Source organism: Kribbella sp. VKM Ac-2569, assembly GCF_004216905.1.
GTDB lineage: Bacteria > Actinomycetota > Actinomycetes > Propionibacteriales > Kribbellaceae > Kribbella.
In genome coordinates this window covers 831,651-846,834 of record NZ_SGXJ01000001.1, presented here as the reverse complement: position 1 = coordinate 846,834, position 15,184 = coordinate 831,651, and the positions used below count along the sequence as shown (strand labels likewise).

Here is a 15,184-nt window from a genome sequence, read left to right as displayed (position 1 = left end):
TGATGGTCGCATGACGGACAACGCGGGCGTCGCGGACGCTGTGGCCGCGCTGCGGGCGATCGGGTACTACCTCGAGCGCGACCGGCAACCGACGCATCGGGTGAAGGCGTACCGGCGGGCGGCCGACACGATCGCCGCGTTGCCGGCCGCCGAGGTGCGGGCGCGCCGCCGGGCCGGGACGCTGACCGAGCTACCGGGGATCGGGCCGAAGACCGAGGCCGTGATCATCGAGGCGATGGACGGCGAGACCCCGGCGTACCTGGTCAAGCTGGAGGGTGACGCGGGAGAGCTGACCGGCGCGGGCAAGGGGCTACGCGCCGAGCTGAAGGCGGACCTGCATCTGCACTCGGAGTGGTCCGACGGCGGCAGCCCGATCGAGGAGATGGCCCGTACGGCGCATCGCCTGGGCCACTCGTACATCGCGCTCACCGATCACTCGCCGCGCCTGACCGTCGCCAACGGACTGTCGCGGGAACGGCGGCTGCAGCAGCTCGAGGTCGTTGCCGAGCTCAACAAGAAGCTCCAGGACGAGCTGGACGGCTTCACGATCCTGAACGGTATCGAGGTCGACATCAACGAGGACGGCTCCCTCGACTGCGACTCCGAGATCCTCGCCCGACTGGACGTGGTGGTGGCCAGCGTGCACTCGAAGCTGCGGATGGCGTCCGAGCCGATGACGGAGCGGATGGTCCGCGCGATCGCCAACCCGCACGTGGACGTGCTCGGTCACTGCACCGGCCGGCTGATCACGGGCGGCCGTGGGACGCGTCCCGAGTCGGAGTTCGACGCCGAGGTGGTGTTCGAGGCGTGCCGTCAGTTCGGTACGGCGGTCGAGATCAACTCCCGTCCCGAACGCCTCGACCCGCCGAAGCGGCTGCTCTCGATGGCGGTCGAGATGGACTGTGTGTTCTCGATCGACACCGACGCGCACGCGCCCGGCCAGCTCGACTGGCAGGTCTACGGCTGCGAACGTGCCGAGGACTGCGGTGTGACGCCGGACCGCGTCATCAACACCTGGGATCAGCAGAAACTCGTGGAATGGACTGCGTCATGAGTGATCTGGAGAAGGACCCGGCCGAGGTCGTCGGGACCGGGGACTGTGAGGGTCCCGCGCTGGAGATGCTCGAGGCGCGCGACGTCGTGCTGGGGCGAACCACGAAGGTACGGCGGCTGCTGCCGAACAAGAACCGCCGGATGGTCGGCGCGTGGTGCTTCGTGGACCACTACGGACCGGAGGACCTGGCGCAGCGGGTCGACTCGTACGACGTACCGGGGGAGCGCGGCATGCAGGTCCCGCCGCACCCGCACACGAGTCTGCAGACGGTGAGCTGGTTGTTCGAGGGCGAGATCGAGCACCGCGACAGCGTCGGATCGCACGCGTTCGTCCGTCCGGGTGAGTTGAACATCATGACCGCCGGCAATGGCATCGCCCACTCCGAGGTCTCCACCCCGGACGCCCCGCCGAGGCTGCACGGCGCCCAGTTGTGGGTCGCCCTGCCCGATGACGTCCGTACGTCGACCACGCCCGCCTTCAACGCGTACGCCGACCTGCCGCAGCTCGAACTCGACGGCGCGCAGGTGACCGTCATGATCGGGACCGTCGCCGGTGTCACCTCACCCGCCCCGGCGTACACCCCGCTCGTCGGCGCCGACGTCACGATCGAGCCGGGCCGCACCGTCTCGCTCCCGCTGACCCCGTCGAACGAGTACGCCGTCCTCGTGGTCGACGGATCGCTGACGGTCGGGGAGCTGAATCCCGGGTTCGGCGAGATGACCTACCTCGGCGCCGGCCGCGACGCGATCGAGCTCGTTGCCTCGGGCAATGGCGTGCGGTTCCTGCTGCTCGGCGGCGAACCGTTCGAGGAGGAGCTGGTGATGTGGTGGAACTTCATCGGCCGCTCGCACGAGGACATCGTCGCCGCACGGGACGCCTGGCAGGCCGCGATCGATGCCGCGGGCAACGACCGGTTCCCCATGGTTCCCGGGTACGACGGTGATCCGCTGCCGGCGCCGCCGCTGCCCGGGACGACTCTCAAACCGCGACCGCGGGCGCGCTGACCCGGCGCCGGTAGTACGCCCAGGTGACGACCAGCAGTGCGGGACCCCAGAGGTTGAGCGGCGAGTAGCAGGCGAGCATCAGCACCTTCCAGCCCGTGCCGGAGAACGGGATGAAGTGGTCGGTGTACGCGTCGCGGAACCCGTATGTCCAGATCGCGATCAGGGACAGAGATCCCAGGACCGCGGGCACGATCGCGGCGTACGGATGCACCCGCCGGCCGCCGATGAACGGGATCCAGCGCGGCGCGACCTCGCCCCACCGGCTGACCAGGCCCAGGGCGGTCAGGGCGACCAGTTCGGAGACGATCGACAGCGAGACGACATACACCTTGCCGCCGATGCCGCCGAGCTGGGCGGGGTTGCCGGTGTCGTCCAGCATGCCCATCGACGAACCGAACGCCAGGCCCAGCCGCCAGAGGCCGGACGGCAGGGTCAGGAACGGGATCGCGTGGGCGAGGACGTAGGCCCAGCGGGGGACGGGACGCTCTGTTGTGCTCACATTCCGAGCATCTGGCCTAGCTCCCGGCGGCGCCTCACCCGTCGGAGTGAAGCTGCTCCCTCCGGGGACCGATTCCTTGTTCCAGTACGTCGAACGCACGGTCGATGACGGTCACCTGATCGCGGCGGACCTGCTCGACGTCGTCGCCGGCCACGATCCGGCCGACCGGGGTGCGGAAGATCGTGGTGATGGTCGCGGTCAGCAGGTTCGCGACCAGGCGCGCGGAGAACTCGTCATCGGTCTCTTCGGCCAGTACGCCGGCCAGCATGTCGCCGATCTCGTGTTCCTGCTCGACCATGCGGGACATCAGAGCGGGGCTGGACTGCAGCACGCTCCAGAACCCGTGCACACCGGCGATCGCGCCGGACAGAGGGTGCCCTGTGGCGAGCAACTCGTGGTGGTAGCGGCGCATCGCGGTGGTCACCGGCTCGCCGGCCGGCCGGTCGCGGACGACGGCCTCGAGTTCACGGAGCCGGTCGAGGTGCCGGTCCAGGTACAGGTCCTCTTTGCGCGGGAAGTAGTTGAAGACCGTCATCTTGGACACGCCGGCCGCCTCGGCGATCTCGGCGACCGTCACCGCGTCGAACCCACGGGTCACGAACAGGCCGGTGGCCACGTCCGCGATCATCCGCCGGGTCGCCTGCTTCTTGCGTTCGCGCAGTCCTTGCTCGGCCATGATGGGATTGTACTGGACCAAATTTTATACCCGGTCTAAGATTCTCGGCATGGACAACAAGGACGTGGTGATCGCCGGCGGCGGGCCGGTCGGACTGATGCTGGCCTGCGAACTCGCGCTGGCCGGAGTCGACGTACTGGTCGTCGAGCGGCTGCTCGAGATCGACCCGACGATCAAGGCCGGCTCGATCAACGTGCCGACCGCCGAGGCGCTGTACCGGCGCGGGATGCTGCCGGCGTTGCAGGAGCACCAGCGGCTCGCATATGAGCAGATGAAGGCGTTCCGGGGCGGGAAGGGGCCGAGCGGCCTGCCGCCGGCCGGGCACTTCGCCGGGATCATGGTCAGCTCCGCCGGGGTGGACTTCGCGGATCCGGACTTCCGTGACGCCGGTCCCGCGGTGTCGGTGGTCGCGGTCGGGCAACAGGCGATCGAGTCCGTGCTGGGAGCGCGGGCCGCCGAGCTCGGCGTCGAGATCCGGCGTGGGGTCGAGGTCACCGGCTTCGACACCGACGACGAGGGCGTGACTGTCCAGTTGAGCGACGGCGCGGTGCGGGCGGGCTGGTTGGTCGGCTCCGACGGCGGCCGCAGCCTGGTGCGCAAGCTGGCCGGGTTCGACTTCCCCGGTACCGAGCCCGCGATCACGGGTCGGCAGGCGATCGTGGAGCTCGAGGGCGCCGAGGGTCTGCGCCGCAGCTGGAACTACACCGAGACTGGGCTCTACGCGCGGGGGCCGGTTCCGGGCCGGGTGCTGACCGTCGAGTTCGACGGTCCGCCAGAGGATCGCGACGCACCGATCACCGCCGAGGAGATCCAGGGCAGCCTGCGCCGGGTCACCGGCGTCGACGTCACGGTCACCCGCCTGCTGTCGGCGACCAGATTCACGGACAATGCCCGCCAGGCAACGTCGTACCGCAATGGCCATGTGCTGCTCGCAGGGGACGCGGCGCACGTGCACTCACCCTTCGGCGGTCAGGGCCTGAACCTCGGGATCGGCGACGCGGTCAACCTTGGCTGGAAGCTGGCGGCGACAATCCACGGCACTGCGCCCGCGGGCCTCCTCGACACCTACACGACCGAGCGGCATCCGGTCGGCGAGTGGGTACTGGACTGGACGCGTGCCCAGATCGCCTTGATGCGCACGGATTTCCGGACAGCGGCGTTGCGCAGTGTGGTCAAGGACCTGCTCGAGACGGCGGGTGGTACGACGTACCTCGCGAAGAAGTTGTCCGGAGTTCTGCATCGGTACCCGATCGAGGGAACGCACGAGCTGGTCGGCTCGGGTGCGCCCGACTTCAAGTTCGCGGACGGCACGCGGCTGGGGGAGCACCTGTTCGACGGCAAGCCGCTGCTGCTGGACCTGTCCGACTCGGCGCAACTGCGCGAGCTCGCGTCCGGGCGGGTGCGCGTGCTCACCACGAAGTACGACGGCGACCTCACCGGCGTACTGATCCGGCCGGACGGGTACGTCGCCTGGGCCGCCGCGAACGGCATTGTGACAGGACTGGATGAAGCCTTGTCGACCTGGGTCTCTCAGAGCAGGTCGTGATCGCGGGCGTACGCCACGGCCGCGGTCCGGGACGGTACGTCGAGCTTCGCGAAGATGTTGGTGAGGTGCCGGGCGACGGTCTTGTCGCTCAGCACCAGCCGCTCCGCGATCTCGGCGTTGCTGTTGCCAGCAGCAACCAAACGCAGAACCTCCACTTCGCGCCCGGTGAGACCGCCGGTGCTCTCGGTGTGCAACAGCCTCTCGACTTCCTGCCGCGCGGGCACAACCCCGAGTTCGGTGAAGGTGTGGCAGGCGGCCTTCAGCTCGGTGGTCGCCGAGTCCTCGTCCCCGAGCAACCGGAACGAGCGGCCGACCAGCACCTTCGCCCGCGCCACCTCGTACGGGGCCTGCAGCTCGTTCCACAACTGACCGGCGACCCTTGCCTGGCGCAACGAACGGTCCGGGTCGCGGTCCTGCAGCGCGACCAGCGCCAGACAGTACGCCGCCGACGCCCGTAGCCCCGCGCAGCCGAAGCTGTCGGCGATTGCCGACAACTCCTCAGCCGCCGACGAGGCCTCGTCCACAGCGTCGCCGGCGAGCAGGACCTCGACCGCGCCCGCGAGCAGCCGCGATCGATGCACCGGGTCGCCGGTCTCCGCGAGCAGACGCCGTACGGCGGCAACCGCGGCCGCGGTCCGGCCACGGCCCAGCAGGAGCAACGCCCGGCCCGGCTGCGGTTCGTGCCCGTACCCGGCCGCTTCGTCGTACGCCGCTTCCGCCGCCGGCAGCTCGCCGCGGATCCGCAGTACGTCGCCCCGCTCGGTCAACGCGAGGCCGGCCGCGACCTGGGATCCCGCGGCCGCGTACCGCCGGCACGCGGCGTCGAACTCCGCCAGCGCCTCGGGGTACGCCGCGTGCAGGCGCAGGATCTGACCGCGATGGACCGCGCACTGCCCGGTGAACGGCACCAGGTCCGGCTGACTGTCGCACCAGCGCGTCAGCGCCGTCGTCCAGGCGGATGCACGAGCGAAGTCCAGAACCTCCTGGCAGGCCTCGATCATCGCGCAGTACACGTTGCCCGCGAAGATCGGCGAGAGCTCACCGGCCGCGACGGCGACCATCGCCTCGTCCAGCAGGGCCAGGCCCTCCGGCACCCGGCCGGAGTACATCAGCAGCCGGCCTTTGCACACCAGGCTCTGGGCGAGCAGGTCGGGATCGGCATGCCGGCGGGCGATGCCGATCATGTCCTCACTCACCGCCAGCGCGCCCGGGAAGTCGCCGCTGTCCAGGCACCGGAAGAAGTCGTGGACGCGCAGGTAGCCGCGTTCCAGTACGTCGTCCGGCTGGTCCGCGAGCAGGCGGTGAGCGCGTGCGGCCCAGCCGCTGCCGACCGCCACCTCGCCGCGGATGTTGAGGACGAGGGCCAGCCAGAAGGCGAAGCGCACCGCGCCGAGCACCTCGCCGGCGTCGATCCGCAGCCGGTAGCCGCGCTGCAGTGCGCGGATGCAGCCGTCCGTGTCACCGAGTAAGAACGCCGCCGTGGCCAGCGTCATCAGGTCTTCCGGGCCGAGGGCGGACCCCGGCTCACCGTCCGCCGTGGTGAGCCGGCCGTACGCGGCCGCCCAGTCGCGGCGCTCGAACGCCGTCCGGGCCCGCTGCAGATCGTCGACAATCCCCATCACATGCCCCCACTCGCGAGCATGCGCCTGTCGGTCACGCGGCGGCAAGACTCCGGTCCGCCCGGGACCGGGCCGCGATGTGTTTGGCGACGTACCCCGCGTCCCGCCCGACGCCGGGCAGCACCATCGAGCTGAAGGAGTACTGGAAGGACAGACCGCAGAAGAACAGGCCTGGTGCGTCCGCGACCACGCCGCGGAACTCGCGTGGCCAGCCGTCGGGCCCGATCACCGGGGCCTTGATCCAGTCGAAGACCTGCTGGAAGCCGGTCGCCCAGACAACGTTGGTCACGTCGAGTACGCGGCCGTCCGCGAGGATGGGCCGCCCGTCCCGGACGCCGGTCACCCGGTCGTGCACGCGCTCGACGCCGCGCTCGAGCAGGTCCGCGCGCTTCACCCGGATCATCGGGCCGCCGTGGAACCGGATCTCCTCCATCGCCGACTTGCCGATCGGCGACCGGCGCGTGACCAGATGCCGTCCGACGAACAGGAACACCGGCCAGAAGATCGCCTGACCGCGGGCGCCGGGACGGAACGGCATCTGCCCGGGATCGCGACCGCACAGGATCGTGTCGTGGGTCTGCGCGACCTCGTACGCGACATCGGTGCCGGAGTGTGACGCGCCGACCACGAGCACCGGCCCGTCCTTGAGCTGACCCGGCCGCCGGTACTCCGACGAGTGCAGTTGCCGGATCGCGGGGTCCAGGTCGACCGCGTAGTCCGGGAGGTACGGCGTACGCCCGAAGGTGCCGGTCGCGACGACGACGTTGTCGGTCTCGATCCGCTCGGTGCCCGTGACCACGGTCCATCGGCCGTCGAGGCGCTCGAGTCGCTCGACCCGCGTGTTGTGCCGGATCGGCAGGTCGAAACGGGCCGCGTACGAGGCGAGGTAGTCGGCGACCTCGTCCTTGGCCGGGTAGTTCCACGGATCGCCCGGGAACGGCAGCCCGGGCAGGCCGTCGTACTTGGCGGGGGAGTAGAGCCGCAGGCTGTCCCACTGCGCCCGCCACTGGTCGCCGACCCGGGCGTTGCCGTCGAGGATCGTGAACGGCTCCCCGAGCCGTTGCAGGTGGTGGCCGGTGGCGAGGCCGGCCTGGCCGGCGCCGATGATGATGGTGTTCATGTCAGAACCTCCCTGACCTCGCGCTGGTGACTGTGGAAGCGGAGCCACCACAGCAACATCAGCGCGGACGTCACGACGTAGAAGCCGTGCAGGAACCAGATCGGTCCCGGCGGCAGGTGCACCACGTAGATGCAGTGGACGGCGTTGCCGACGTTGGCCAGCACCAGGTTGGCCGGGCTGTACGACGCGAGGTCGCGGGTCCGGATCGCGCGGAGCACCATCGGCAGCGCGCTCGACGCGAAGAGGATGGTGGACATCGTCCCCGCGAGAAGAGCAACGCTTGCGCCAGTCATGTCACTGACGCTAGGTCTCCCGGCCCGCCGGTCGCGTCGGACGGAATGCGCAACTCGCGAACGGCGCGACTACGAGGTTTCTCGTACGTCGGTGTTTTCTTGGACGTCGGTGTGCCGCCGGATCCACGGCGCCAGCGCGAAGACGACGAACGCGACTACGATCGTGACGACCGCGAGGCCGCCGAAGTACGCCGTGTCCGACGCGTCCTCGGTCGCCTGCACGAGCTGGGCGGTGATCGCCTGACCCGCGGCCGGCGCGAGGAACCACAGCGCCATCATCTGGCTGAGGAACGCGCGCGGCGCGAGGACCGTCGTCGCGGCCAGGCCGACGGGGGAGAGGAACAGCTCGCCGAGCGTCTGGATCACGTACACGCCGACCAGCCACAGCGGTGACGCAAGGTTGTCCCCGGCAACCGACGAGGCGAGCGCCATCACCGCGAACGAGATGCCGGCCAGCAGCAGCCCGGTCGCGAACTTCTGCCCGATCGACGGCCCGCGGTCGCCGAGCCGGATCCAGATCACCGCGAACACCGGCGCCAGCACCACGATCGAGAACGGGTTGACGGACTGGAAGAACTCCGGCGAGATCTCGATCCCGAACAGGTCGAGCTGCGTCCGGCTGGCGGCGAACGTCGTCAATGTGGTCGCGGCCTGCTCGAACAGCATGAAGAACAGCATCGCGGCGACGAACAACGGGATGTAGGCACGGACCCGTTGCCGTTCGACCGGTGTGACCAGCGGGCTCCGCAGCAGCATCACGAAGTACGCGATCGGCGCCAGGAAGCACACGTACGAGATCGCGTCCACGACCGGCCTCGGGCCGACGCCGCCGGACCGCCAGGCCGACCACGCGAACACCACCGCGAGCAGCGCGAGGACAGCGGCCGAGACCTTGATCATCGTCGGCCGGTCGGCGGCGGTCAGTGGGTTCGGCGGGGTGTCGCCGCGGCCGTGCAGGGTCCGCCGGCCGAGCAGGTACGCGACCAGCGCCAGCGTCATACCGACCGCGGCCGCCGCGAACGCGACGTGGAACCCGAACTCGCGGCGCAGGAACCCGACCACGAACGGCGCCGAGAACGACCCGATGTTGATTCCCATGTAGAAGATCGAGAACGCCGAGTCCCGCCGCGTGTCACCTTGCTCGTAGAGCTCGCCGACCATCGTCGACACGTTCGGCTTCAGCAGTCCGGTGCCAAGGGCAACCAGCGCGATGCCGGCGTACGCCGGTGCAGTCGAGGGGAGCGCGAGGCACAGGTGGCCGGCGACGATCACCGTACCGCCGTACAGGACGGTGCGACGGGCGCCGAACACGCGGTCCGCGAACCAGCCGCCGAGCACCGACAGCAGGTAGACCGAGGCGCCGTAGATCGACACCACGGCCTGCCCGAGCGACTCACCCAGCCCGAGCCCGTGCGCCTGGTCGGTCAGGTACAGCAACAGGATCGCGCGCATCCCGTAGTAGCTGAACCGCTCCCACAGCTCCGTGGTGAACAGCGTCATCAACCCGCGAGGATGACCGAAGAAGGTCTTCTCCTCCACCGCAGCCTGTTGCAGTCCGGACACGCTCGACTACTCCCCGTCGTCGCCAATTACTCAGCGCCGACCGTAGTAAACCGGGGACAAGGCAACGGGCCGCCCACCCCGGATGGGGTGAGCGGCCCGTGGGGACCGGCGTCAGGCGCCGGCGCCCTCCTGCTTTACGCCGGCGACCGCGGTCGGGTCGTCGATGCGGTACTTGCGGGCTGCCTCAGCGGCGACCTCCGGCTTCACGTCACCGCGCTTGGCGAGGATCTCCAGCGTGGCGACGACGATCGACTCGGCGTCCACGTGGAAGTGCCGCCGGGCCGCGGCCCGGGTGTCGGCCAGGCCCCAGCCGTCGGTCCCGAGCGACGTGTAGTCGTTCGGCACCCAGCGGGAGATCTGGTCCTGCACCGCGCGCATGAAGTCGCTGACAGCAACGACCGGACCCTTCGTGTCCTTCAACTGCTCGGTCACGAACGGCACCTGCTCCGGCTCCTCCGGGTGCAGCAGGTTGTGCTGCTCGGCGGCGACGGCGTCCCGGCGCAGTTCGTTCCACGAGGTCACGGACCAGATGTCCGCGGCCACGGAGTACTCCTCGGCGAGGATCTGCTGGGCCTTCCGCACCCACGGCAGCGCGACACCGGACCCGAGCAGCTGCACCCGCGGTACGTCGTCACCCTCGGCGGTCTGGTACTCGTCGAAGCGGTACATACCCTTGAGCAGCCCCGCGACATCGAGGTTCTCCGGCTCGGCGGGCTGCGCCACCGGCTCGTTGTAGACCGTGAGGTAGTAGAAGACGTCCTCGCCGAACGGCTTGTCCTTGTCCAGACCGTAGCCGTACATCCGGCGCAGACCGTCCTTGACGATGTACGCGACCTCGTAGGCGAAGCCCGGGTCGTAGTGCACCGCCGCCGGGTTGGTGGAGGCGAGCAGCGGCGAGTGACCGTCCGCGTGCTGCAGTCCTTCACCGGTCAGCGTCGTACGGCCGGCCGTCGCGCCGACCAGGAAGCCCCGGCCGAGCTGGTCGCCCATTGCCCAGAGCGAGTCACCGGTCCGCTGGAACCCGAACATCGAGTAGAAGATGTAGAACGGGATCATCGGCTCGCCGTGCGTCGCGTACGCCGTACCCGCCGCGATCATCGAGCCCATCGCGCCGGCCTCGCTGATGCCCTCGTGCAGCAGCTGGCCCTGCTCGGACTCCTTGTAGGACAGCAGCAGGTTGCGGTCGACGGCCTCGTAGGTCTGCCCGTGCGGGTTGTAGATCTTGGCCGTCGGGAACATCGAGTCCATACCGAACGTGCGGTACTCGTCCGGGGCGATCGGGACGATTCGGGAGCCGATCTCCGGGTCCTTCATCAGGTCGCGGAACAACCGGACCAGCGCCATCGTGGTGGCGACCGGCTGGTTGTTGCCCTTGGACAACGGCTTGTAGACGTCGTCACCCGGCAGCTTCAGCGAGGTCTTCGGCGCCACCCGCCGCTGCGGCAGCGAACCGCCGAGCTGCTTGCGCCGATCCATCATGTACTGGTACTCCGGCGAGTCGGTGCCGGGGTGGAAGTACGGCGGGTTGTAGGCGTCCTCGAGTGCGGAGTCGTCGATCGGCAGGTACAGCCGGTCCCGGAACGCCTTCAGGTCGTCCGAGGTCAGCTTCTTCATCTGGTGGGTCGCGTTGCGGCCCTCCAGCGCCTCGATCGTCCAGCCCTTGATCGTCTGGGCCAGGATCACGGTCGGCTGCCCGACGTGCTCGGTCGCGCTCTTGAACGCGGCGTACACCTTGCGGTAGTCGTGACCGCCGCGGGGAAGCTTGCGCAGGTCCTCGTCGGACAGGTTGCTGACCATCTGCTGGAGCCGCTGGTCGCCGCCGAAGAAGTTGTTCCGGATGTACTCACCGGACTCGACGGAGTAGGTCTGGAACTGACCGTCCGGCGTGGTGTTCATCTTGTTCACCAGCGCGCCGTCGTGGTCCTGGGCGAGCAGGTTGTCCCACTCGCGGCCCCAGATCACCTTGATGACGTTCCAGCCGGCGCCGCGGAAGAACGCCTCCAGCTCCTGGATGACCTTGCCGTTGCCGCGGACCGGTCCGTCCAGCTGCTGCAGGTTGCAGTTGATCACGAAGGTGAGGTTGTCGAGCTCCTCGCGCGCGGCCAGGCCGATCGCGCCGAGCGACTCCGGCTCACCCATCTCGCCGTCACCGAGGAACGCCCAGACGTGCTGCTGGCTGGTGTCCTTGATGCCGCGGTGGTGCAGGTACCGGTTGAAGCGCGCCTGATAGATCGAGTTCAGCGCGGCCAGACCCATCGAGACGGTCGGGAACTCCCAGAACTCCGGCATCAACCGCGGGTGCGGGTACGACGACAGGCCCTTGTGCGGGCCGCGCGAGACCTCCTGGCGGAAGCCGTCCAGGTCGTCGGTCGTCAGCCGGCCCTCGAGGAAGGCACGCGCATACATGCCGGGGGAGGCGTGGCCCTGGATGAAGATCTGGTCGCCGCCGCCGGGGTGGTCCTTGCCACGGAAGAAGTGGTTGAAGCCGACCTCGTACAGGCTGGCGGCCGACTGGTAGGTGGCGATGTGACCGCCGACCTCCAGGCCCTTGCGGTTGGCCTTGCTCACCATCACCGCGGCGTTCCACCGGATGAAGGCCCGGATCCGCCGCTCGATGTGCTCGTCGCCGGGGAACCAGGGCTCACGCTCGGGCGGGATCGAGTTGATGTAGTCGGTGCTCCGCAGTGCGGGCACGCCGACCTGTCGCTCCCGGGCGCGCTCGATCAGCTTGAGCATCAGGTAGCGCGCTCGCGCCTTGCCCCGTTCGTCCAGGACCGCGTCGAGCGATTCGACCCACTCCCGTGTCTCGTCGGGGTCGATGTCGGGGAGCTGGGTGGGCATCCCCTCGGTGATGATGGCTGGTGGTTCGTGTCCGGAAGCCACGTTGTCCTGCCGTTCTCTCTGGTTGTCTTCACTGCAATCCTGTCACCTGTTCGGTATGCGTTCTACTTCGCCTTCCTTTCCGGCCCGATTCCGGTTGGCCGGGCCAGATCTCAGCGGACACGCCTCGCACCGGCCACGCGCATACCGGACACGTCACGGAACCCTGGTGCATACTTGCGCGACGCGGTACGTCACGATGGACTATCGCTGACAGCAGGCTACTGACACCTACCCCCGGGTAAGCGGGGACCACGGAGGAGGACACGTGAGCGCGACCGCGGACCACGCGGACGGCAAGAGCGGAGTGCCGAACATGGCCTCCCGGCTCGGCCTGGAGGCCGGCTGGGTCGTCCAGGAGATCGGGTACGACGATGACTGCGACGACGAGTTCCGCGATGCGATCCGGGAGATCACCGGCGAAGCCTTCGTCGACGAGGACACCGACGAAGTCGTCGACGTGGTCCTGCTCTGGTTCCGTGAGGACGACGGCGACCTGGTCGACGCGTTCTTCGACATCCTGACCGACCTCAAGGCCGGTGGAGTGGTCTGGCTGCTGACCCCGAAGGTCGGCCGCGACGGCTACGTCGAGACCAGCGACATCACCGAGGCCGCGCCGGTCGCAGGCCTGGCGACGACCAGCACCCTGAGCGTGACCGACGACTGGTCCGCCACCAAGTTGGTGGTTCCCAAGTCCGGCCGCCGGGGATGAGCCTCCCGGCTGTCGGCAGCCGGGCCCCAGACTTCGAGACCCAGAACCAGTACGGCGAACCGGTCCGGCTGAGCGACTACACCGGCCGGCGGGACGTCGTACTGGTCTTCTACCCGTACGCCTTCAGCCAGGTCTGCACGAGCGAACTGGCCGCGCTACGGGACCGCCCGTCGTTGCTTGCCGCCGCCGAGTTCCTGGCGATCTCCTGCGACCCGATGTTCACCCTCCGGGCCTACGCCGACGCCCAGAACCTGAACTTCAGCCTACTGACCGACTTCTGGCCCCACGGCGAGATCGCGTCGGCGTATGGCGTCTTCGACCCCACCCGCGGCTGCGCCCTCCGAGGCACCTTCGTCATAGACCGCACCGGCCAAATCCGCTGGTCCGTCCTCAACCCGATCCCAGCCGCCCGAAACCCCGACGACTACGCCGAGGCGCTGGCGAGTCTCACGTCGGAGCGCGGCTAGGGGCACGCGCGGAGCGCGTTGTGTGGTGGGCTGTGAGGGACTCGAACCCCCGACCCCCTCGGTGTAAACGAGGTGCTCTAACCAACTGAGCTAACAGCCCATGTCCACGGCAAACGAAGCCCGGCCAACGACGGGCCGGGAAAGTTGCGCTCCTGCGGAGCAAGCGGACCGACCTTATCATCTCACCCGGAGTGCCGCCGCGCCGCGCGCAGCACCCCGACGACGGCGCCGATGAGCCACAGCGCGAAGGCCACGGACGCCATGCCCCCGCTCCAGAAGCCGGACAGGCACAGCACGGCGACCGCGTAGGACACCCAGACGGCCCAGGTCGGCAGGGCGCGCGCCTGCTGGGCGATCCGCGTCGTGACGGCGACCAGCACACCGCAGCCGATCAGCCCGGTGAGCGCGACGACCTGCCCCGCCATGCCGAGCGCGCGGACGGTGTTCGGGTCGGCGGTGAACTCGTCCGACCATGCCGCGACCGCGCTTCCCACATCGAGTGAGACACCCGTGATCATCAGTCCGCCGAACAGCGCCGCGGCCGGCACGATCGCATGCGCGAGCGGGTCGCCGCCGGACAGCCGGTCCAGCACTCGCCGCAGACCGGTGGCGAACCAGAGCAGCAGCGCGACCCCCGCGGCGAGCACCGGCATACCGATGCCGGCCGCGGCCTGCCGCGCGTCGTCGTTGAGCCTCTCGAGGATGTCCGAGTCCGACATGCCTGCGTCGTCGACACCGACCAGGTAGCCGAGCGCCACCGCGAGGACGAGCAGCACGATCGAAGCGGCACCCGCCCATCCCGCGCGCTGAAGAGCGCGTGCCTCGTCCATGCCGCCTCCCACGATCGCGCGAAGTAGCGCCATCCCGAGCATGCTTCCCCACCGGCCCGCCAGCAAGACAACGCGACGGATCGAGGGTTTGGGGAGGATTTCCTACCCAGATCGGGCGGACATCCTCCCCGGAGCTTCGTTGACTACAGGGAAGGACGTGTCTCGCCGAACACCGCGTTCACCAGGCGCTCGAGTGCGGGCGGGAAGGTCTGGAGTAGGTCTATGTCGGCGTCACCCATGGTGATGGCGGCGGTGAGGGTTTTGGTGCCGGTGGCCTGCGCGAACAGGCCGCTGGTGTGGTCGAGCAGCATCCGCAGCGTGATCCGCGGGTCCAGTTCGAACCGCGGCAGCTGGCCGGCAACGGCGCCGTCCAGCTCGAGCTTGCCCTCGGCCACCAGTTGCAGCACCACGGTCGAGACGAACGTCTTGGTGACGCTGCCGACCCGGAACTGGCCGTCCACCGGCGGTTCTTCGGTGCTGCCGAGTTCGCGGATCCCGGCGGTGCCGACCCACTCGCCGTGTTCGTCGTGGACCCGCAGTTCGAGACCGCCGAACCCGGCGTCGACGAACTCCTGGGCGGCCTTCTGCAGCTCTGGGCGGTCGGTGCTTTCCACGGAAGGGGACTGGATCGACATGTTTCGTACTCCTCGTTCTGGTGATGTTCTGTTCGACGTCACTCACGATCACGGGGAGTGCTGACATGGGACCGCCACGGCGCTGACGCGGTGCGGGTGACCGGCTTTCGTACGGGCCGTATCGGAACCCGCGGTCACTCGTTGGAACCATGTCGGTGGTCAGTGCTTCTCACGGGAATTCTTAACCATCGGCTGGTGAGAACGGACTCCTCCAGGGCAGGTCGCGGCTGGTAGGGTTCACGGCTGTCGGTCGGCGCGATGACGCACCGGGTGTGCCCGGTCACGA

14 protein-coding genes and 1 tRNA gene are annotated in these 15,184 nt (G+C 69.0%); 5 read left to right on the top strand and 10 right to left on the bottom strand.

Annotation, left to right across the window (positions count from 1 at the left end; translation table 11 throughout):
* Window positions 1–10 precede the first annotated feature (10 nt).
* Window positions 11–1,054, top strand: a complete 1,044-nt coding sequence (locus EV649_RS03835; RefSeq protein WP_130380543.1) for a PHP domain-containing protein — start codon at window positions 11–13, stop codon at window positions 1,052–1,054.
* On the top strand, window positions 1,051–2,058 hold the full coding sequence (locus EV649_RS03830) for a pirin family protein (RefSeq protein ID WP_130380541.1): 1,008 nt from the start codon (window positions 1,051–1,053) through the stop codon (window positions 2,056–2,058). The genes EV649_RS03835 and EV649_RS03830 overlap by 4 nt, the downstream gene beginning before the upstream one ends.
* Here EV649_RS03830 and EV649_RS03825 read toward each other — a convergent pair.
* Both EV649_RS03825 and EV649_RS41940 read right to left on the bottom strand, forming a co-directional pair.
* Window positions 2,033–2,557 (bottom strand): hypothetical protein, encoded by a 525-nt coding sequence (locus EV649_RS03825; RefSeq protein ID WP_130380539.1) that lies wholly within the window; start codon window positions 2,555–2,557, stop codon window positions 2,033–2,035. The two genes, EV649_RS03830 and EV649_RS03825, sit on opposite strands and share 26 nt — an antisense overlap.
* A gap of 34 nt (window positions 2,558–2,591) precedes the next feature.
* Entirely contained in the window at window positions 2,592–3,233 is a 642-nt protein-coding gene (locus EV649_RS41940) for a TetR/AcrR family transcriptional regulator (RefSeq protein ID WP_130380537.1), read from the bottom strand.
* A 49-nt stretch (window positions 3,234–3,282) separates the two neighbouring features.
* Between EV649_RS41940 and EV649_RS03815 the strand changes: the two genes are divergently transcribed.
* Window positions 3,283–4,779: an FAD-dependent monooxygenase gene (locus tag EV649_RS03815; RefSeq protein WP_130380535.1), complete on the top strand. Its 1,497-nt coding sequence runs from the start codon at window positions 3,283–3,285 to the stop codon at window positions 4,777–4,779.
* Here the strand turns inward: EV649_RS03815 and EV649_RS03810 are convergent.
* The 5 genes from EV649_RS03810 to aceE form a co-directional block, all read right to left on the bottom strand.
* Window positions 4,764–6,398 (bottom strand): helix-turn-helix transcriptional regulator, encoded by a 1,635-nt coding sequence (locus EV649_RS03810; RefSeq protein ID WP_130380533.1) that lies wholly within the window; start codon window positions 6,396–6,398, stop codon window positions 4,764–4,766. The two genes, EV649_RS03815 and EV649_RS03810, sit on opposite strands and share 16 nt — an antisense overlap.
* Before the next feature lie 34 nt (window positions 6,399–6,432).
* Window positions 6,433–7,518 (bottom strand): NAD(P)/FAD-dependent oxidoreductase, encoded by a 1,086-nt coding sequence (locus EV649_RS03805; protein ID WP_130380531.1) that lies wholly within the window; start codon window positions 7,516–7,518, stop codon window positions 6,433–6,435.
* Window positions 7,515–7,811: a hypothetical protein gene (locus EV649_RS03800; protein WP_130380529.1), complete on the bottom strand. Its 297-nt coding sequence runs from the start codon at window positions 7,809–7,811 to the stop codon at window positions 7,515–7,517. The genes EV649_RS03805 and EV649_RS03800 overlap by 4 nt, the downstream gene beginning before the upstream one ends.
* Window positions 7,812–7,880: 69 nt before the next feature.
* Complete coding sequence (locus EV649_RS03795) at window positions 7,881–9,374, bottom strand: oligopeptide:H+ symporter (protein WP_241997692.1); 1,494 nt, start codon at window positions 9,372–9,374, stop codon at window positions 7,881–7,883.
* Between the two features lie 111 nt (window positions 9,375–9,485).
* A complete protein-coding gene (gene aceE / locus EV649_RS03790) occupies window positions 9,486–12,215 on the bottom strand; it encodes a pyruvate dehydrogenase (acetyl-transferring), homodimeric type (protein WP_241998086.1) in 2,730 nt (909 codons plus the stop codon).
* Between the two features lie 307 nt (window positions 12,216–12,522).
* Between aceE and EV649_RS03785 the strand changes: the two genes are divergently transcribed.
* Together EV649_RS03785 and EV649_RS03780 are read left to right on the top strand one after the other, a co-directional pair.
* Complete coding sequence (locus tag EV649_RS03785) at window positions 12,523–12,966, top strand: DUF3052 domain-containing protein (protein WP_130380525.1); 444 nt, start codon at window positions 12,523–12,525, stop codon at window positions 12,964–12,966.
* On the top strand, window positions 12,963–13,433 hold the full coding sequence (locus EV649_RS03780; protein ID WP_130380523.1) for a peroxiredoxin: 471 nt from the start codon (window positions 12,963–12,965) through the stop codon (window positions 13,431–13,433). The genes EV649_RS03785 and EV649_RS03780 overlap by 4 nt, the downstream gene beginning before the upstream one ends.
* 23 nt (window positions 13,434–13,456) lie before the next feature.
* Here EV649_RS03780 and EV649_RS03775 read toward each other — a convergent pair.
* The 3 genes from EV649_RS03775 to EV649_RS03765 all read right to left on the bottom strand — a co-directional run bounded on the left by EV649_RS03775 (window position 13,457) and on the right by EV649_RS03765 (window position 14,898).
* Window positions 13,457–13,533, bottom strand: a tRNA-Val gene (locus EV649_RS03775).
* Window positions 13,534–13,615: 82 nt separating this feature from the next.
* Complete coding sequence (locus EV649_RS03770) at window positions 13,616–14,296, bottom strand: hypothetical protein (protein WP_130380521.1); 681 nt, start codon at window positions 14,294–14,296, stop codon at window positions 13,616–13,618.
* A gap of 110 nt (window positions 14,297–14,406) precedes the next feature.
* Window positions 14,407–14,898, bottom strand: a complete 492-nt coding sequence (locus EV649_RS03765; protein WP_130380519.1) for a serine hydrolase — start codon at window positions 14,896–14,898, stop codon at window positions 14,407–14,409.
* Window positions 14,899–15,184: the final 286 nt, after the last annotated feature.

What these genes read in the sequence shown, in the direction of transcription:
- EV649_RS03800 (WP_130380529.1), bottom strand. Translation starts at nt 7,811, where the DNA reads ATGACTGGCGCAAGCGTTGCTCTTCTCGCGGGGACGATGTCCACCATC.
- EV649_RS03835 (WP_130380543.1), top strand. Translation starts at nt 11, where the DNA reads ATGACGGACAACGCGGGCGTCGCGGACGCTGTGGCCGCGCTGCGGGCG.
- EV649_RS03815 (WP_130380535.1), top strand. Translation starts at nt 3,283, where the DNA reads ATGGACAACAAGGACGTGGTGATCGCCGGCGGCGGGCCGGTCGGACTG.
- EV649_RS03770 (WP_130380521.1), bottom strand. Translation starts at nt 14,296, where the DNA reads ATGGCGCTACTTCGCGCGATCGTGGGAGGCGGCATGGACGAGGCACGC.
- EV649_RS03780 (WP_130380523.1), top strand. Translation starts at nt 12,963, where the DNA reads ATGAGCCTCCCGGCTGTCGGCAGCCGGGCCCCAGACTTCGAGACCCAG.
- EV649_RS03805 (WP_130380531.1), bottom strand. Translation starts at nt 7,518, where the DNA reads ATGAACACCATCATCATCGGCGCCGGCCAGGCCGGCCTCGCCACCGGC.
- EV649_RS03810 (WP_130380533.1), bottom strand. Translation starts at nt 6,398, where the DNA reads ATGGGGATTGTCGACGATCTGCAGCGGGCCCGGACGGCGTTCGAGCGC.
- aceE (WP_241998086.1), bottom strand. Translation starts at nt 12,215, where the DNA reads ATGCCCACCCAGCTCCCCGACATCGACCCCGACGAGACACGGGAGTGG.
- EV649_RS41940 (WP_130380537.1), bottom strand. Translation starts at nt 3,233, where the DNA reads ATGGCCGAGCAAGGACTGCGCGAACGCAAGAAGCAGGCGACCCGGCGG.
- EV649_RS03765 (WP_130380519.1), bottom strand. Translation starts at nt 14,898, where the DNA reads ATGTCGATCCAGTCCCCTTCCGTGGAAAGCACCGACCGCCCAGAGCTG.
- EV649_RS03830 (WP_130380541.1), top strand. Translation starts at nt 1,051, where the DNA reads ATGAGTGATCTGGAGAAGGACCCGGCCGAGGTCGTCGGGACCGGGGAC.